13 protein-coding genes and 1 pseudogene are annotated in these 13,420 nt (G+C 73.3%); 3 read left to right on the top strand and 11 right to left on the bottom strand.

Annotated features, from left to right (window positions below; translation table 11 throughout):
• Nucleotides 1-69: 69 nt before the first annotated feature.
• Nucleotides 70-639 carry a sigma-70 family RNA polymerase sigma factor gene (locus ACFCV8_RS04805; RefSeq protein ID WP_376683804.1) on the top strand — a complete coding sequence of 190 codons (570 nt, stop codon included), beginning with the start codon at nt 70-72 and terminating at the stop codon, nt 637-639.
• On the opposite strand, the gene ACFCV8_RS04800 is transcribed toward ACFCV8_RS04805, so the two are convergent.
• Nucleotides 573-770: a zf-HC2 domain-containing protein gene (locus ACFCV8_RS04800; protein WP_376683803.1), complete on the bottom strand. Its 198-nt coding sequence runs from the start codon at nt 768-770 to the stop codon at nt 573-575. The two genes, ACFCV8_RS04805 and ACFCV8_RS04800, sit on opposite strands and share 67 nt — an antisense overlap.
• A 125-nt stretch (nt 771-895) precedes the next feature.
• Here ACFCV8_RS04800 and ACFCV8_RS04795 point away from each other — a divergent pair, with 125 nt between their 5' ends.
• Nucleotides 896-1,426 (top strand): hypothetical protein, encoded by a 531-nt coding sequence (locus ACFCV8_RS04795; RefSeq protein ID WP_376683802.1) that lies wholly within the window; start codon nt 896-898, stop codon nt 1,424-1,426.
• A 10-nt stretch (nt 1,427-1,436) separates the two neighbouring features.
• Here the strand turns inward: ACFCV8_RS04795 and ACFCV8_RS04790 are convergent, their stop codons facing one another.
• From ACFCV8_RS04790 to ACFCV8_RS04745, 10 genes and pseudogenes are all read right to left on the bottom strand, one after another.
• On the bottom strand, nt 1,437-2,648 hold the full coding sequence (locus tag ACFCV8_RS04790; RefSeq protein WP_376683801.1) for a sensor histidine kinase: 1,212 nt from the start codon (nt 2,646-2,648) through the stop codon (nt 1,437-1,439).
• A complete protein-coding gene (locus ACFCV8_RS04785; RefSeq protein WP_376683800.1) occupies nt 2,645-4,126 on the bottom strand; it encodes a cation acetate symporter in 1,482 nt (493 codons plus the stop codon). Before ACFCV8_RS04785 ends, ACFCV8_RS04790 begins: the two co-directional genes overlap by 4 nt.
• On the bottom strand, nt 4,123-4,485 hold the full coding sequence (locus tag ACFCV8_RS04780) for a hypothetical protein (protein WP_376683799.1): 363 nt from the start codon (nt 4,483-4,485) through the stop codon (nt 4,123-4,125). Before ACFCV8_RS04780 ends, ACFCV8_RS04785 begins: the two co-directional genes overlap by 4 nt.
• 62 nt (nt 4,486-4,547) lie before the next feature.
• Entirely contained in the window at nt 4,548-5,300 is a 753-nt protein-coding gene (locus tag ACFCV8_RS04775) for a LytR/AlgR family response regulator transcription factor (RefSeq protein WP_376683798.1), read from the bottom strand.
• Nucleotides 5,301-5,369: 69 nt separating this feature from the next.
• A pseudogene (locus ACFCV8_RS04770) lies at nt 5,370-5,546 on the bottom strand (Fpg/Nei family DNA glycosylase); the annotation flags it as partial.
• A 215-nt stretch (nt 5,547-5,761) separates the two neighbouring features.
• Nucleotides 5,762-6,616 (bottom strand): amidohydrolase family protein, encoded by an 855-nt coding sequence (locus ACFCV8_RS04765; RefSeq protein WP_376683797.1) that lies wholly within the window; start codon nt 6,614-6,616, stop codon nt 5,762-5,764.
• Between the two features lies 1 nt (nt 6,617).
• Nucleotides 6,618-6,929: an L-rhamnose mutarotase gene (locus tag ACFCV8_RS04760; RefSeq protein WP_376683796.1), complete on the bottom strand. Its 312-nt coding sequence runs from the start codon at nt 6,927-6,929 to the stop codon at nt 6,618-6,620.
• A gap of 4 nt (nt 6,930-6,933) precedes the next feature.
• Nucleotides 6,934-7,923, bottom strand: a complete 990-nt coding sequence (locus tag ACFCV8_RS04755; protein WP_376683866.1) for an aldo/keto reductase — start codon at nt 7,921-7,923, stop codon at nt 6,934-6,936.
• Nucleotides 7,924-8,043: 120 nt separating this feature from the next.
• The gene (locus ACFCV8_RS04750) at nt 8,044-9,444 is read right to left on the bottom strand and encodes a wax ester/triacylglycerol synthase family O-acyltransferase (protein ID WP_376683795.1); all 1,401 of its coding nucleotides are present in this window, start codon (nt 9,442-9,444) and stop codon (nt 8,044-8,046) included.
• Between the two features lie 267 nt (nt 9,445-9,711).
• On the bottom strand, nt 9,712-11,778 hold the full coding sequence (locus tag ACFCV8_RS04745; protein WP_376683794.1) for a SpoIIE family protein phosphatase: 2,067 nt from the start codon (nt 11,776-11,778) through the stop codon (nt 9,712-9,714).
• 256 nt (nt 11,779-12,034) lie between these two features.
• Here ACFCV8_RS04745 and ACFCV8_RS04740 point away from each other — a divergent pair, with 256 nt between their 5' ends.
• Nucleotides 12,035-13,402, top strand: a complete 1,368-nt coding sequence (locus ACFCV8_RS04740) for an FAD-dependent oxidoreductase (protein ID WP_376683793.1) — start codon at nt 12,035-12,037, stop codon at nt 13,400-13,402.
• The last annotated feature ends 18 nt before the right edge of the window (nt 13,403-13,420 follow it).

The following is a 13,420-nucleotide window of genomic DNA, read 5'->3' as shown; positions in this document are numbered from 1 at the left end:
GCTCGGATGCGTTCGGATACGCGAATCGGCAGTACGGCGGCAGGGGCCTCGGCGGAAAGGGCGTTCACGATGACCACCACGACGACCGACGAGCGGGCCCTCGCGGCGCTCCAGCGGGAACACGGGCCCGCCCTGCTCCACTTCCTGCTGGGCCTGACCTTCGGCGACCGCCAGCGGGCCGAGGACCTGCTCCAGGAGACGCTGGTACGGGCCTGGCAGCACCCGGAGGCCTTCGACGCCCCGTACGAGTCGATGCGGCCCTGGCTCTTCACGGTGGCGCGACGGCTGGCGATCGACGCCCGCCGGTCCCGGCAGGCCCGGCCGGCCGAGGTCGGCGACGCGGTGCTGGAGACCACCGCCACCTGCACCGACACCGCCGAGGCCACCGTCTGCGCGCTCGATGTGCGCGAGGCCGTGCGCACGCTGAGCCCGGAGCACCGCGCGGTGCTCGTCCAGATGTACTTCCGCGGCCTCACCGTCGACGAGACGGCCCGGGTGCTCGGCATTCCGCCCGGCACGGTCAAGTCCCGGTCCTACTACGCGCTGCGCCGGCTCTCCGGCAGCCTGCCCGGCTACTCGAGCAGGTCCTCCTCGCGCAGCAGGGCGAGCAGCGAGACCGCCTCCGCGGCCGCCACGTAGTCGGCGGCGCAGCGGTCGCAGGACTGAAGGTGCCGGGAGACCTCGCGGGTCTCGCCGGCCGTGAGCGCGTCGAGCACATAGGCGCCGAGCACATGCCGCACGTGCGTGCCCTCCCCGGGGTCGGCGGTCATCGCATCCTCGTGTCGTGAACGGAGCCGGTCCTGACGGATCCTGTACTTCTGGCCACGCGGGGCGCACTCCCCCGGTTCAATGCTCCCTGAAGCGCGGTACCGAACAGAGAAAGAGGCGAGACGGGATGCGCCCGGAGCGTCAGGACGGAACCAGTGGTGGCGGGCTGCTGGTCCCGATGGACTGGATGTACGCGGAGTACGTCGCCGACGGCATGCTGCGGACCGGCGATCTGATGGAGCCGTCCACACTGGAGTACCGGGCCGGGCGCGACGCCCTGGCGCTCACGGTCTTCCTCTCCGGCGGTGCGGTGCCCGACGCGCTGCCCGCGTCCCGGCTGGACGAGCTGATGCTGCTGACGGCGTACGGGGCGGCCTGGTGCGGCTGGGTCCGTGAGCGGCTCGACGCGCTCGGCGCGGCCCCGGCCCACGGGGCGGACGGCCGCGGCCCCGATCTGCGGCTGGCCCGGGCGGCCTGGCGGTGGCTGGAGGAGACCGAGCTGCTCGCGGCCGACCTGGACGCGATCGGCACACCGCTCCCGGACCCGCCGCAGGAGTGGCCGGAGCGGGGTGATGCGGCCCAGGACGCGGCCCAGGTCTGGACTCCGGCCTGGCAGCTGGGGCTGCCGCTCGGTCATCTGGCGATCCATCTCCACTGAGTGCCGCCGGTCAGGAGCCGTGCACTCCGGCACGGTACTTCGGCAGTCGTACGGTGATCTTCATCCCGGCGCCGACACCGGTCTCCATGACGAGTCCGTAGTCGTCGCCGTAGACCTGGCGGAGCCGTTCGTCGACGTTGAGGAGGCCGATGCCGGTGGAGCGGCCGCCCTCGCCGCGCAGGATCCGGCGCAGCCGTTCCGGGTCCATGCCGGTGCCGTCGTCCTCGATGACGACCTCGGCCTCGGCGCCGGCGTCGAAGGCGCTGATGGTGATCCGGGTCGAGGTCCGCTCCTCCTCGGCGCCGGGCACCGCCCCTTCGAGGCCGTGCTTGACGGCGTTCTCGACGAGGGGCTGGAGGCAGAGGAACGGCAGGGCGACGGGCAGCACCTCGGGGGCGATCTGGAGGGTGACGGCGAGGCGTTCACCGAACCGGGCCCGCACGAGCGCCAGGTACTGGTCGATGGAGTGGAGTTCGTCGGCCAGGGTGGTGAAGTCGCCGTGGCGACGGAAGGAGTAGCGGGTGAAGTCAGCGAATTCCAGCAGGAGTTCGCGGGCCCGTTCGGGATCGGTGCGGACGAACGAGGCGATGGCCGCGAGTGAGTTGAAGATGAAGTGCGGGGAGATCTGGGCCCGCAGCGCCCGGATCTCGGCTTCGATGAGCTGGGTGCGGGAGCGGTCGAGTTCGGCGAGTTCCAACTGTACGCAGGCCCAGCGGGCGACCTCTCCGGCGGCCCTGGCCAGGACCGCGGATTCGCGGGGCGCGTAGGCGACCAGGCTGCCCAGCACCCGGTTGTCGACGGTGAGCGGTACGGCGACGGCCCAGCGCAGCGGACAGTCGAGGTCGTCGCAGTCGCTGTGGAAGGCGGTGTCCCGTCCGTTGGCGAGCAGTTCGCGTACCTGGTCCATCACCTGGCGGCCGTGGTGCTCGCCCTCGCCGTCCCAGACGAGCACCCGGTCGCGGTCGGTGAGGCAGAGGGCGTCGGTGCCGAGCAGGGAGCGCAGTCGCCGGGCGGCCTTGCGGGCGCTCTCCTCGGTGAGCCCGGCGCGCAGCGGGGGCGCGGCGAGCGAGGCGGTGTGCAGGGTCTCGAAGGTGGCGTGCTCGACGGGCGTGCCGACGTCACTGGTGCGCAGGGGGCGGGCGGTGCGGCGGCCGAGCAGGTATCCGGCGCCGAGCAGCAGGAGGGCGAGCAGGACGACTGCCGCCCAGCCGGCTCCGGTCATCGGTGTCTCCCGGAGGTCAGCGCTTCCGGCAGGTGGAAGCGGGTCATGGCGGCGTTGGTGCCGGGGGGTATCCGGCCGGGGGTGGCGAGGGACACCAGGATCATCGCGAGGAAGCCGACCGGCACCGACCAGACGGCGGGCCAGGCGAGCAGGGCGTGCGGCCAGCCGGGCGGCCGCACCGCACCGCTGACGGTGATGGTGACGGCCAGGAACGCGGAGCCGCCGCCGAGGAGCAGTCCGGCGATGGCTCCGGGCGGGGTGAGCCGCCGCCACCAGATGCCGAGGACGAGCAGAGGGCAGAAGGACGAGGCGGAGACCGCGAACGCCATGGCCACGGAGTCGGCCACCGGCACCCGGCTGACCAGCAGCGAGCCGGCCAGCGGGACGGATGTGGCGAGGACCGTGGCGAGCCGGAAGTGCCGTACCCCGCGCGAGGGGAGCACGTCCTGGGTGATGACGCCGGCGACGGCCATGGTGAGCCCGGAGGCGGTGGAGAGGAACGCGGCGAAGGCGCCGCCCGCGACGAGTGCGCCGAGCAGGTCTCCGCCGAGACCGCCGATGACCCGGCCGGGCAGCAGCAGGACGGCGGCGTCCGCGTCCCCGCCGTGGACCAGCTCGGGGGCGTAGAGGCGGCCGAGTGCCCCGTAGACCGGGGGCAGCAGGTAGAACACGCCGACGAGGGCGAGGACGGCGACCGTGGTGCGGCGGGCGTCGCGGCCGTTGGGGCTGGTGTAGAAGCGGACGACGACGTGCGGCAGGCCCATGGTGCCGAGGAAGGTCGCGACGATCAGCCCGTAGGTGGCGTACATGGGATGTTCGGCGCGGAAGACGGGGAGCTGTTCGGTGAAGGTGACCCGGGGGCTGCCGTCGCCCCGCCAGGCGAGCACCAGGAAGATCGCGGGGACCAGGAGCGCGGTCAGCTTCAGCCAGTACTGGAAGACCTGGACGAAGGTGATGGAGCGCATGCCGCCCGCGGCCACGGCTATGACGACGACGGAGGCGACGAGCACGTCGCCGAGCCAGCCGGGCGCCCCGGTGAGGATCTTGAGGGTGAGGCCCGCGCCCTGGAGCTGCGGGACGAGATAGAGCCAGCCCGCGGCGACCACGAAGACGCTGACCAGCCGGCGTACCTGCCGCGATTCCAGCCGTCCCTCGGCGAAATCGGGCAGGGTGTACGCGCCGGAGCGGCGCAGCGGCGCGGCCACGAAGACAAGGAGCACCAGGTATCCGGCGGTGTAGCCGACCGGGTACCAGAGCATGTCGGGGCCGTGCACGAGCACCAGTCCGGCGATCCCGAGGAAGGAGGCGGCGGAGAGGTATTCGCCGCTGATGGCGGCGGCGTTGAGCCGGGGGCGTACGGTGCGCGAGGCGACGTAGAAGTCGGAGGTGGTGCGGGAGATGCGCAGTCCGAATCCGCCGACGAGCAGGGTGGCGAGGACGACGACGGCGACCGCCGCCACCGCGTACGTACGGCTCACGGAGCGGGGCGGCCTTCCACGAGCCGGGCGAAGTCGCGCTCGTTGCGCTCGGCCCGGCGCACGTACCACCAGGCGATCAGGGTGAGCGGCGGGTAGGCGGCGAAGCCGAGGACCGCCCAGACCAGCGCGGAGCTGTTCAGGGCCTCGAAGACCAGCGGCAGGGTGGCGACGACCACGGCGAGCACGGTGAAAGCGGTGAGTCCGGCCCGCAGTTGGCCGCGCATCAGCGAGCGGACGTACGCGCCGCCGAGCGCGGTCTGCTCGTCGATCTCCGACTGGGTGCGGTAGCGCGGCAGCGGGCGCACCCGCCGGGGCTCCCCCGTCACCACTTCGCGCCGGGGCGCTGGCTCTGCGGACATGGGCCCGGAGTGTACGCAGCACCGGACCTTCGTGGGAAGGCCGGACTCCGGTAAGCGGGTGGTCAGCGCCCGGTCTGGCGCATCAGCAGATCGCGCAGGGCGCGGGTGTGGCGGCGGCTGACGGCGAGTTCGGCGGCACCGATGCGGACGCTCATGCTGCCCGCGTCGAGGCGCAGTTCGTCGATCCGGCCGAGTGCCACCAGGTGGCGGCGGTGGATGCGGACGAAGCCGCGCGCACGCCAGCGCTCCTCCAGGGTGGTGAGCGGTACGCGGACGAGGTGGCTGCCGGTGGCGGTGTGCAGCCGGGCGTAGTCGCCCTGGGCCTCGGCGTAGGCGATGTCGTCGACGGGGATGAACCGGATGACTCCGCCGAGCTCCACCGGGATCTGGTCGCCCGGGGTGTCGAGCACGGGCGCGGTGCGGTCGCCGACCTGTTCGGCGACCCGGCGCACCGCTTCGGCCAGCCGTTCGCGGCGTACGGGTTTGAGTACGTAGTCGACGGCCTTGAGATCGAAGGCCTGGACGGCGAAGCCCTCGTGGGCGGTGACGAAGACGATGAGCGGCGGTGCGGCGAACCCGGCGAGCAGCTGGGCGACGTCCAGGCCGGTGAGGCCGGCCATGTGGATGTCCAGGAAGACGACGTCGATGGCGGCCGGATCGTCCGGGCCCGCGTCCACGGCTCCGCCGATGCGGCGCAGCGCCTCGGTGGCTCCGGTGGCCCCCTCGGCACTGCGGATGCGGGGGTCGGCGCGCAGGAGGTAGAGGAGTTCCTCCAGGGCGGGTTCTTCGTCGTCGACGGCGAGTACGCGGAGCATGGCCGGAGTGTAGAGCGCGCACCGGGCCGGAGGGACCGGTCGGGCCGCGGAATCTCCGTCCGCGGACGATCATTCGAGCAGTCGGGACGGACGGCGGTCGGCGAGCTGTCCGCCGCCGGTCCGGCAGGCCGGACGGTACTGGAGCGAGGAGTCGGCCAACGGCACCTCGCCGCTGGTGCCGCCCCGGACGGGGCACGGTTCGCCGGCGCGTCCGTGGATCCGCGTCCCGGTCTCCTTCTCCGCCCCGAACTCCTTGCCGGCGAGCTTGGCGGGGTGGTCGCCTTCGCGCCGTGCGGGGTGGTGGGCGGCGGGGCTGCGGTCTCGAGCACGCCGGTGCCGAGCGGCGGGACGCGGCCGGTCTCCTGCCCGGCCGGATGGCCGCCGAAGAGGATCCGCGGGGCTTCGGCCTCCGGCTGTCCGGGCATGGTTCCGGACTGCCGAAGGGCCCGGCGGAGCGTCTGTCAGAGCCGGTAGACCCGCTCGGCGGTGGTGGCCAGGACACGCGTCCGCTCGTCCTCGGTGAGGGTGTCGACGAGGTCGTGCGCGGTGTCGACGACCTCCCCGTACGTCGCGGCCAGCCGGCAGACGGGCCAGTCCGAGCCGAACATCAGCCGGTCGGGCCCGAAGGCGTCCAGGACGGTGTCGGCGTACGGGCGCAGGTCCCGCACGGTCCACTCGCGCACATCGGCCTCGGTGACCAGGCCGGAGAGTTTGCAGACGGTGTTGGGGCGTGCGGCCAGGGCCCGTACGTCGTCGGCCCAGGGGTGCAGTGCGCCGGAGGCGACGGGGGGTTTGCCCGCGTGGTCGAGGACGAAGGTCAGCCCGGGCAGCAGCGCCGCGGCCCGGGCGGCGGCGGGCAGCTGGTGGGCCCGGACGACGAGGTCGTAGACGAGTCCGGCGTCGGCGACGGCACGCAGCCCGCGCAGTACGTCGGGGCGGAGCAGCCAGCCCGGGTCGGGTTCGCCCTGGACCTGGTGGCGGATGCCGGCGAGCCGGTCGCCGCCGGGGAGCTCGCGCAGGGCGGCCAGGGTGTCGGCGACGTCCGGTGCGGTCAGGTCGCACCAGCCGACGACCCCGGCGACCAGGTCGCTGTCCTGGGCGAGGGCCAGGAATTCGGGGGTCTCCTCGGCGACGGTGACGGTCTGGACGAGGACGGTGGCCCGCACCCCGGCGGCGCGGGCCTCGGGCTCCAGGTCGGCGAGGGTGAAGTCGCGGCGCAGGGGGGCGAGTTCCTCGCCGGTGATCCAGTCCTGGTCGCGCACCGCGAGGTCCCACACATGGTGGTGGGCGTCGACGATGCGCCGTTCCCCGGTCATGTCACAGCTCCCAGGCGACCGGGAGGCCGGCCTCGGCGCCCTCGGCGGAGTAGTCGTGGGAGACGTCGAGCAGTTCGTCCATCCGGGCCTGCCAGGCCACGTTGACGGGGAGCTGCTCCAGTTCGGCGAGGAGTGCGGCGTAGTCCGCGCATTCGATGACGTGGAAGAGGTCGGTGCCGCTGCGCCAGATCGTCCAGGAGGTGGCGCCCGCGGCCCGGATCGCGGCGGTGAGTTCGGCCGGGACCTCGCGGTGCGCGGCCTCGTACTCCTCGATGCGGTCGGCGCGGACCTTGGTGTGCAGGGCGATCCTCATGGCGTCAGTGTCCGTTCTCGGTGAGCAGGCCCTCGGCGCGCAGCTCCTCCCAGAGCTGGTCCGGGACGGGGCGGCGGAGCAGGGCGGCGGCGTCGCGGACCTCGTCCGGGGAGCGGGTGCCCACGAGGACCGTGGCGACGGCGGGGTGGGCGAGCGGGTAGTGGAGGGCGGCGGCCCGCAGCGGGACGCCATGGCGTTCGGTGACGGCCTTGATGCGCAGGGCCCGGTCCAGGAGGGTGCGGGGGGCCGCGGTGTAGTCGTAGGTGGCGCCGGGGCGCGGGTCGGCGAGCAGCCCGGAGTTGAAGACCCCGCCGACGACCACACCGCGGCCCCGGGCGGCGGCCTCGGGCAGCAGTTCGTCGAGCGCGGACTGGTCGAGGAGGGTGTAGCGCCCGGCGCAGAGCACCACGTCGGCGTCGGTGTCGCGGAGGAAGCGGGTCAGCATGGCGGTCTGGTTCATCCCGGCGCCGATGGCTCGGACGACGCCCTCGGCACGCAGCTTCTCCAGCTCCGGATAGGCCTGGTGGAAGGCCGCTTCGGCGTGGTCGTCCGGGTCGTGGAGATAGGCGATGTCGATGCGGTCGAGGCCGAGCCGTTCCAGGCTCTCCTCGATGCTCCGGCGTACGCCTTCCGCGCTGAAGTCCCAGCGCCGGATGTGGGTGGCGGGGACGGCGAAGCCCTCGCTGAGCCGGTCGGGGCCGGTTTCGTGGGTGGCCCCGGCGGGGAGCGGGTCGAGGACCCGGCCCGCCTTCGTGGACAGGACGAACGCGTCGCGGGGCCGGTCGCGCAGGGCCTCGCCCAGCCGTCGTTCGGAGAGGCCGAGCCCGTAGTGCGGCGCGGTGTCGAAGTAGCGGACGCCCTCGCCCCAGGCTGCGTCGACGGCGGCGGCGGCCCGGTCCGGGTCGACGGCGGTGTAGAGGTTGCCGATGGCGGCCGCCCCGAAGGACAGCTCGGTTACCTCCACCGCGCTGTTTCCCAGCGTGCTGCGCCGCATGCTTCCGCCGCCCTCCCCGATGATCGCTTCTTGCACACAGCGAATATTCATCGGATCACTTGGGCACGTCAACACCCCAGGCACCACCGAATCCGGCACCTACCGGGAAATCTGTCCGATCTATGGCCGTTCGACGGGGCGAGGACTCAGGGCCGCGGCGGGCGGCAGCAGGGCGAGCAGCCGCGCGACCTCCTCGTCGGCGCAGCGCGCCAGCCGTTCCAGATCGGGCAGTGCCTCGCCGTCGGCGACCAGCCCGACCCGCACCCGGCCGCCGTAGGTGGCGAGCGCGACGGCGAGGGCCTGGCCGCGGGCCAGCGGAGCCATCGGGTAGACGGCGCGCAGCGGGCAGCCGCCGAGCGAGAGCGCCGAGCGCGGCAGGGGCACGCTGGTGACCAGGACGTCGAAGAGCATCCTGGCCGCGCCCCCGGCGAGCGGCGCGCCGAAGCGGTGGGCGAGCGAGGGGAGCTGGTCGGCGAGGACGGCGACCGCCCCGGCGCCGCGCAGCGGACCCGCGGCCTTGTTGCGGTCCATGGCGGCGCGTACGGCGCCGAGCCGCCGCCAGGGGTCGGGGTCGCGGACCGGGAGGTCGAGCAGATAGCCGGAGAGCAGGTTCCCGCCCGCCGCGGCCCGGCCGGGCCTGCGGCGCGAGACCGGAACCAGGGCGCGCGGGTCCTGGCCGGGCGGCGGATCGCCGCGCTCGTGCATCCAGCGGCGCAGCGCCCCGGCGACGACCGCGAGCAGGATGTCGTTGACGGTGCCGCCCGCGGCGCGGCGGATGCGGCGGAGGGCATCGAGGTCCAGGTCGGCGGTGGCCAGTCGCCGGGTGCCGCTGGAGCGTGCGGTGAGCGCGGGTGCGCCGCGCGGGTCGAGGCGGCTGGCCCGCACCATGGAGGCGCCGACACCGAAGGCCCGCCCGAGGTCCTCGATCCGGCGCAGCGCGAGCGGGCCCGGCAGCCAGGAGCGGGGCGGGACGGGGCGTGCCCGGCGGTCGGGGGGCCGCCCGGCGGCGGCGATCTCGTCGAAGATCCCGGACCCGATGGCGACCGCGCGCATGCCGTCGGCCAGCGCGTGGTGGAGCTTGACCAGTACCGCGAAGGGACCGCCGCGCACGCCGTCGATCAGGTACATCTGCCAGGGCGGCAGCCCCCGTTCGAGGGGGCGTTCCATCAGCTCACCGGCGAGCCGGGTGGCGCCGGCCGTGAAGCCGCCGTTCTCCTCCCGCGCCTCGGCCCCGGTCAGCCGCACCCGGCGCACGTGCCGCCGGACGTCGAAGTCCGGGTCGGCGAACCAGGCGGCCCCGCCGACCGGCAGCAGTACGTCCCTGACCCGCATCCGCAGCCGGGGAACGGCCGCGGCCCGGCTGCCCAGCAGGGCCAGCACGGCTTCCGCGTCCGGGCCCGGTTCCCCCTCGGGGGACGGGGCCGGCTCGAAGACGGCGAGCGCGCCGAGGTGCATCGGATGGGCGGCGGATTCGAGGTGCCAGAAGGCCAGGTCGAGCGGGGCCAGCAGCTCGGTGTCCAACGGGTCCTCCTGTCGTCGAGCCGTGGTCGAGGTGGTGCCGGGATGGCGTCGGGAGACAGCACCGACGAGACCGCAGTCAATCCCTACGGTCGGTTACGGTCAAGTACAGACATGTAGTGATCCGTTATGGTCCGGCAGGGCGGCGTGCGGCATCACTCGGGTGCCGGGAGGTCACCACTGCCGCTCGGGTACCGGAGGGGCACCGGCTGCCGCTCGGGGGCCGGGAGCGGCACAGGCTGTCACTCGGGTGCCGGGGGCCGGGGACGGTCACTCGTGTGCCGGGATGACGAACTCGCACCAGACGCATTTGCCGCTGCCGCGGGGTTCCACGCCCCACAGGTCGGCCAGCCGGTCCACCAGCATCAGCCCCCGTCCGGACACCCCGGTGTCCCCCGCGTCGCGCCTCCTCGGCAGGGCGCTGGAGCGGTCCTCGACGTCGACCCGCAGGCGGCGCTCGGGACCGGCGAGCACCCGGATCGTGACGATGGCCCCGCCGTCGGTGTGCATGAGCGCGTTGGTGATCAGCTCGTCGGCGGCCAGTTCGATCTCGTCGGCCCGCTCCTTGGCGCCCCAGGCGCGTACCGCCGCCCTGATCATGTGGCGGGCGGAGCTGAGCGCCTCCGGGTCGCTCTGCGCGACGTGCTGCTGGAGGCGCCCGCCGGGCTGCGGGGCGTGCGCGACCTTGCGGCGCAGCAGCAGGACCGCGACATCGTCCTCGCCGCCGCGCTCGTCGACCGCCGCGCAGAGCCGGTCGGCGAGCCGCTGGAGGTCCTGCGGACCGTTGCGCACCATGGCGGTGAGCAGCTGTACACCCTCGTCGAGATCGGCGCCCGGCAGCTCCACGAGCCCGTCGGTGAACAGCACCAGCGTCTGGCCGGGGTCCAGTTCCATGGTGCTGACCGGGTACTCCAGCCGCCCGAACTCGGCCGAGAGCCCCAGCGGCAGGCCGCCCTCCGCGGGAAGCCTGCGGCAGTGGCCGTCGCTCTCGCGCACCAGCGGGTCGACGTGCCCGGCCCGGACCAGCTGCACCACCCCGGTCGTCAGGTCGGCCTCCGCGTAGGTGCAGGTCGCGAAACGGTCGGTGTCCAGCTCGTGCAGGAAGACCGAGGCCCGCGCCATCACCGTCGCGGGACTGTGCCCCTCGGCCGCGTAGGCCCGCAGCACGATGCGCAGCTGCCCCATGACGGCCGCCGCATGGGTGTCGTGGCCCTGCACGTCCCCGATGACGGCGCCGACCCGGCCTCCGGGCAGCGGGATCACGTCGTACCAGTCGCCCCCGATGTCCCGGCCCAGCCGGGCCGAGCGGTAGCGGACGGCGATCTGCGCGCCGGGCACGTCCGGGATCCTGCGCGGCAGCATCGCCTGCTGGAGGCCCTCGGCGAGATCGTGCTCCTGCTCGTAGAGCATGGCCCGCTGGAGGCTCTGCGCGATCGAGCTGCCGAGCGCGACCAGCAGATTGCGTTCGTCCGGGGTGAAGCCGTCCTTGTCGCTGTAGAGCAGGCCGAGCGCGCCGATCGGCCTGGCCTGGGCGATCAGCGGCAGATAGGCGGCCGAGGTGATCCCGAGGTGACTGATGTGCGGCCACAGGATCGGGTACGAGGCGGCGAAGTCGGCGGCGGACTCGATGAAGCGCGGTGCGAGCGTGCGCACCACCTCGCTCATCGGGTACTGCTCGTCCGTGCGGGTGTACCGGGTGCCCGGCACGAACGAGTCCTCCGGGCCGTCGGCCACCAGATGGATGCGCCCGGACTCCATCAGCCCCATCACCAGGCTGGTCGCGCCCAGGAGCGCCAGGCCCTGGGAGTTCTTCAGCACCTCGATCACGTCCGCGACGGTCCGGGCGTGCGCCAGGGCGGCCGTGGTGCCGTCCACCAGGCTGGTGCGGCGGCGCCGCTCCAGGTCCAGTTCGCGGCGGGCGGTGGAGTCGGCCAGTTCCTGGGTCGCGTCGCGGACGATGCCGATGATGCGGCGCGCGCGGCCCTCCGCGTCGCGCCGGATGAAGCCCTGGGTGTGCGTCCAGCGCAGACCGCCGTCGCGCCGCCTGATCCGGAAGTACGCGCCGTAATTGGCCTGCCCGCCCTTCAGCGCCCGCGCGACCATGCCGTCGAGCCGTTCGCCCTCGTCCGGCGGAACCCGGACCGCGAGCGATTCCGGCCGGCTGTCGTACTCCTCCGGCCGCAGGTCGAACACGTCCAGCGCGGGCCGGTCCATGTGCAGGAAGCCGCTGTCGAGATCCCAGTCGAAGCTGCCCATACGGTTCAGGGCGAGACTGAGGTCCGGGTGGGCGGGCCAGTCGTCCGGGAGTGACAGGGCACCCGCTACCCGATCATCCATGTGGGTCACTTTGCCATCATTTGTCCGATTCTTCGAGCGAACCCCGCGCGGTCGGGCGAATCGCCCCGAGTGCCACCCGGCCGCCACCGGGAGCCGCCCCGGATGCCGGCCGGCGGGATGCGGCGTCTCGCAGGGCGAACCGGTCGGGGCAGGCCGGCGGGCAGCGGCTAACGTGACCGCAGGGGCGGTAAGTCCAGCCTTACCTTTACCCTGAACTGCACAGACCGCACCAGTTCGTTCTAAGGACCAGCACCTGATGACCCGCCCCGTCCGTGTCGCCATAGTCGGAGCCGGCCCCGCCGGCATCTACGCGGCGGACGCGCTGCTGAAATCCGACGCCGCCCAGGACCCGGGTGTTTCGATCGACCTGTTCGAGCGGATGCCCGCCCCCTTCGGCCTGATCCGCTACGGCGTGGCCCCTGACCACCCGCGGATCAAGGGCATCGTCCAGGCGCTGCACCAGGTGCTCGACAAGCCCCAGCTGCGCCTGTTCGGCAACGTCGACTACCCGAACGACATCGGCCTGGACGACCTGCGCTCCTTCTACGACGCGGTGATCTTCTCCACCGGCGCCGACGCCGACCGCGCGCTCGGCATCCCGGGCCACGAACTGGACGGTTCGTACGGCGCCGCCGACTTCGTCTCCTGGTACGACGGCCACCCGGACGTCCCGCGCACCTGGCCCCTGGAGGCCGAGAAGGTGGCCGTGCTCGGCGTCGGCAACGTGGCGCTGGACGTGGCGCGCGTCCTCGCCAAGACGGCCGACGAGCTGCTGCCCACCGAGATCCCGGCGAACGTCTACGACGGCCTCAAGGCCAACAAGGCGCTGGAGGTGCACGTCTTCGGACGGCGCGGCCCCGCGCAGGCCAAGTTCAGCCCGATGGAGCTGCGGGAGCTGGACCACTCGCCGAACATCGAGGTCATCGTCAACCCCGAGGACATCGAGTACGACGCGGGCTCGATCGAGACCCGGCGCAACAACAAGCAGGCCAACATGGTCGCCTCCACCCTGGAGAACTGGGCCATCCGCGACGCCGGCGACCGGCCGCACAAGCTGTTCCTGCACTTCTTCGAGTCCCCGGTGGAGGTCCTCGGCGAGGACGGCCGGGTCGTCGGCCTGCGCACCGAGCGGACCGAGCTGGACGGCACCGGCAACGTCAAGGGCACCGGCACCTTCACCGACTGGGACGTGCAGAGCGTCTACCGCGCGGTCGGCTACTACTCCCAGGAGCTCCCGAAGCTCCCGTTCGACGTGGTCTCCGGCACGGTCCCGCACGCCGCGGGCCGGGTCATGGACGGCGGGGAGCACCTGCCCTCGGTGTACGTCACCGGGTGGATCAAGCGCGGCCCGGTCGGGCTGATCGGCCACACCAAGGGCGACGCCAACGAGACGGTGGCCTGCCTTCTGGAGGACCGCGCCGAGGGCCGGCTGGCCGCGCCCGTCCGCCCCGAGCCGGAGGCCGTGACCGCCTTCCTGGAGGACCGCGGCATCCGCTACACCACCAAGGAGGGCTGGCACCGCCTGGACGCCCACGAGCAGGCGCTGGGCGCGGAGCAGGGCCGCGAGCGGATCAAGGTCGTGGACCGCGAGGCCATGCTGGACGCCTCCGAGCCGCGCGACTGACCTCGTGCGGGACCGGCC

This window comes from Streptomyces sp. NPDC056347, assembly GCF_042262625.1.
Classification (GTDB): domain Bacteria; phylum Actinomycetota; class Actinomycetes; order Streptomycetales; family Streptomycetaceae; genus Streptomyces.
The sequence above is the reverse complement of the archived record's forward strand: the minus strand, read 5'-3'. Positions and strand labels throughout refer to the sequence as shown.

What these genes read in the sequence shown, in the direction of transcription:
- ACFCV8_RS04745 (WP_376683794.1), bottom strand. Translation starts at nt 11,778, where the DNA reads ATGGATGATCGGGTAGCGGGTGCCCTGTCACTCCCGGACGACTGGCCC.
- ACFCV8_RS04795 (WP_376683802.1), top strand. Translation starts at nt 896, where the DNA reads ATGCGCCCGGAGCGTCAGGACGGAACCAGTGGTGGCGGGCTGCTGGTC.
- ACFCV8_RS04760 (WP_376683796.1), bottom strand. Translation starts at nt 6,929, where the DNA reads ATGAGGATCGCCCTGCACACCAAGGTCCGCGCCGACCGCATCGAGGAG.
- ACFCV8_RS04805 (WP_376683804.1), top strand. Translation starts at nt 70, where the DNA reads ATGACCACCACGACGACCGACGAGCGGGCCCTCGCGGCGCTCCAGCGG.
- ACFCV8_RS04765 (WP_376683797.1), bottom strand. Translation starts at nt 6,616, where the DNA reads ATGACCGGGGAACGGCGCATCGTCGACGCCCACCACCATGTGTGGGAC.
- ACFCV8_RS04790 (WP_376683801.1), bottom strand. Translation starts at nt 2,648, where the DNA reads ATGACCGGAGCCGGCTGGGCGGCAGTCGTCCTGCTCGCCCTCCTGCTG.
- ACFCV8_RS04800 (WP_376683803.1), bottom strand. Translation starts at nt 770, where the DNA reads ATGACCGCCGACCCCGGGGAGGGCACGCACGTGCGGCATGTGCTCGGC.
- ACFCV8_RS04740 (WP_376683793.1), top strand. Translation starts at nt 12,035, where the DNA reads ATGACCCGCCCCGTCCGTGTCGCCATAGTCGGAGCCGGCCCCGCCGGC.
- ACFCV8_RS04780 (WP_376683799.1), bottom strand. Translation starts at nt 4,485, where the DNA reads ATGTCCGCAGAGCCAGCGCCCCGGCGCGAAGTGGTGACGGGGGAGCCC.
- ACFCV8_RS04775 (WP_376683798.1), bottom strand. Translation starts at nt 5,300, where the DNA reads ATGCTCCGCGTACTCGCCGTCGACGACGAAGAACCCGCCCTGGAGGAA.
- ACFCV8_RS04755 (WP_376683866.1), bottom strand. Translation starts at nt 7,923, where the DNA reads ATGCGGCGCAGCACGCTGGGAAACAGCGCGGTGGAGGTAACCGAGCTG.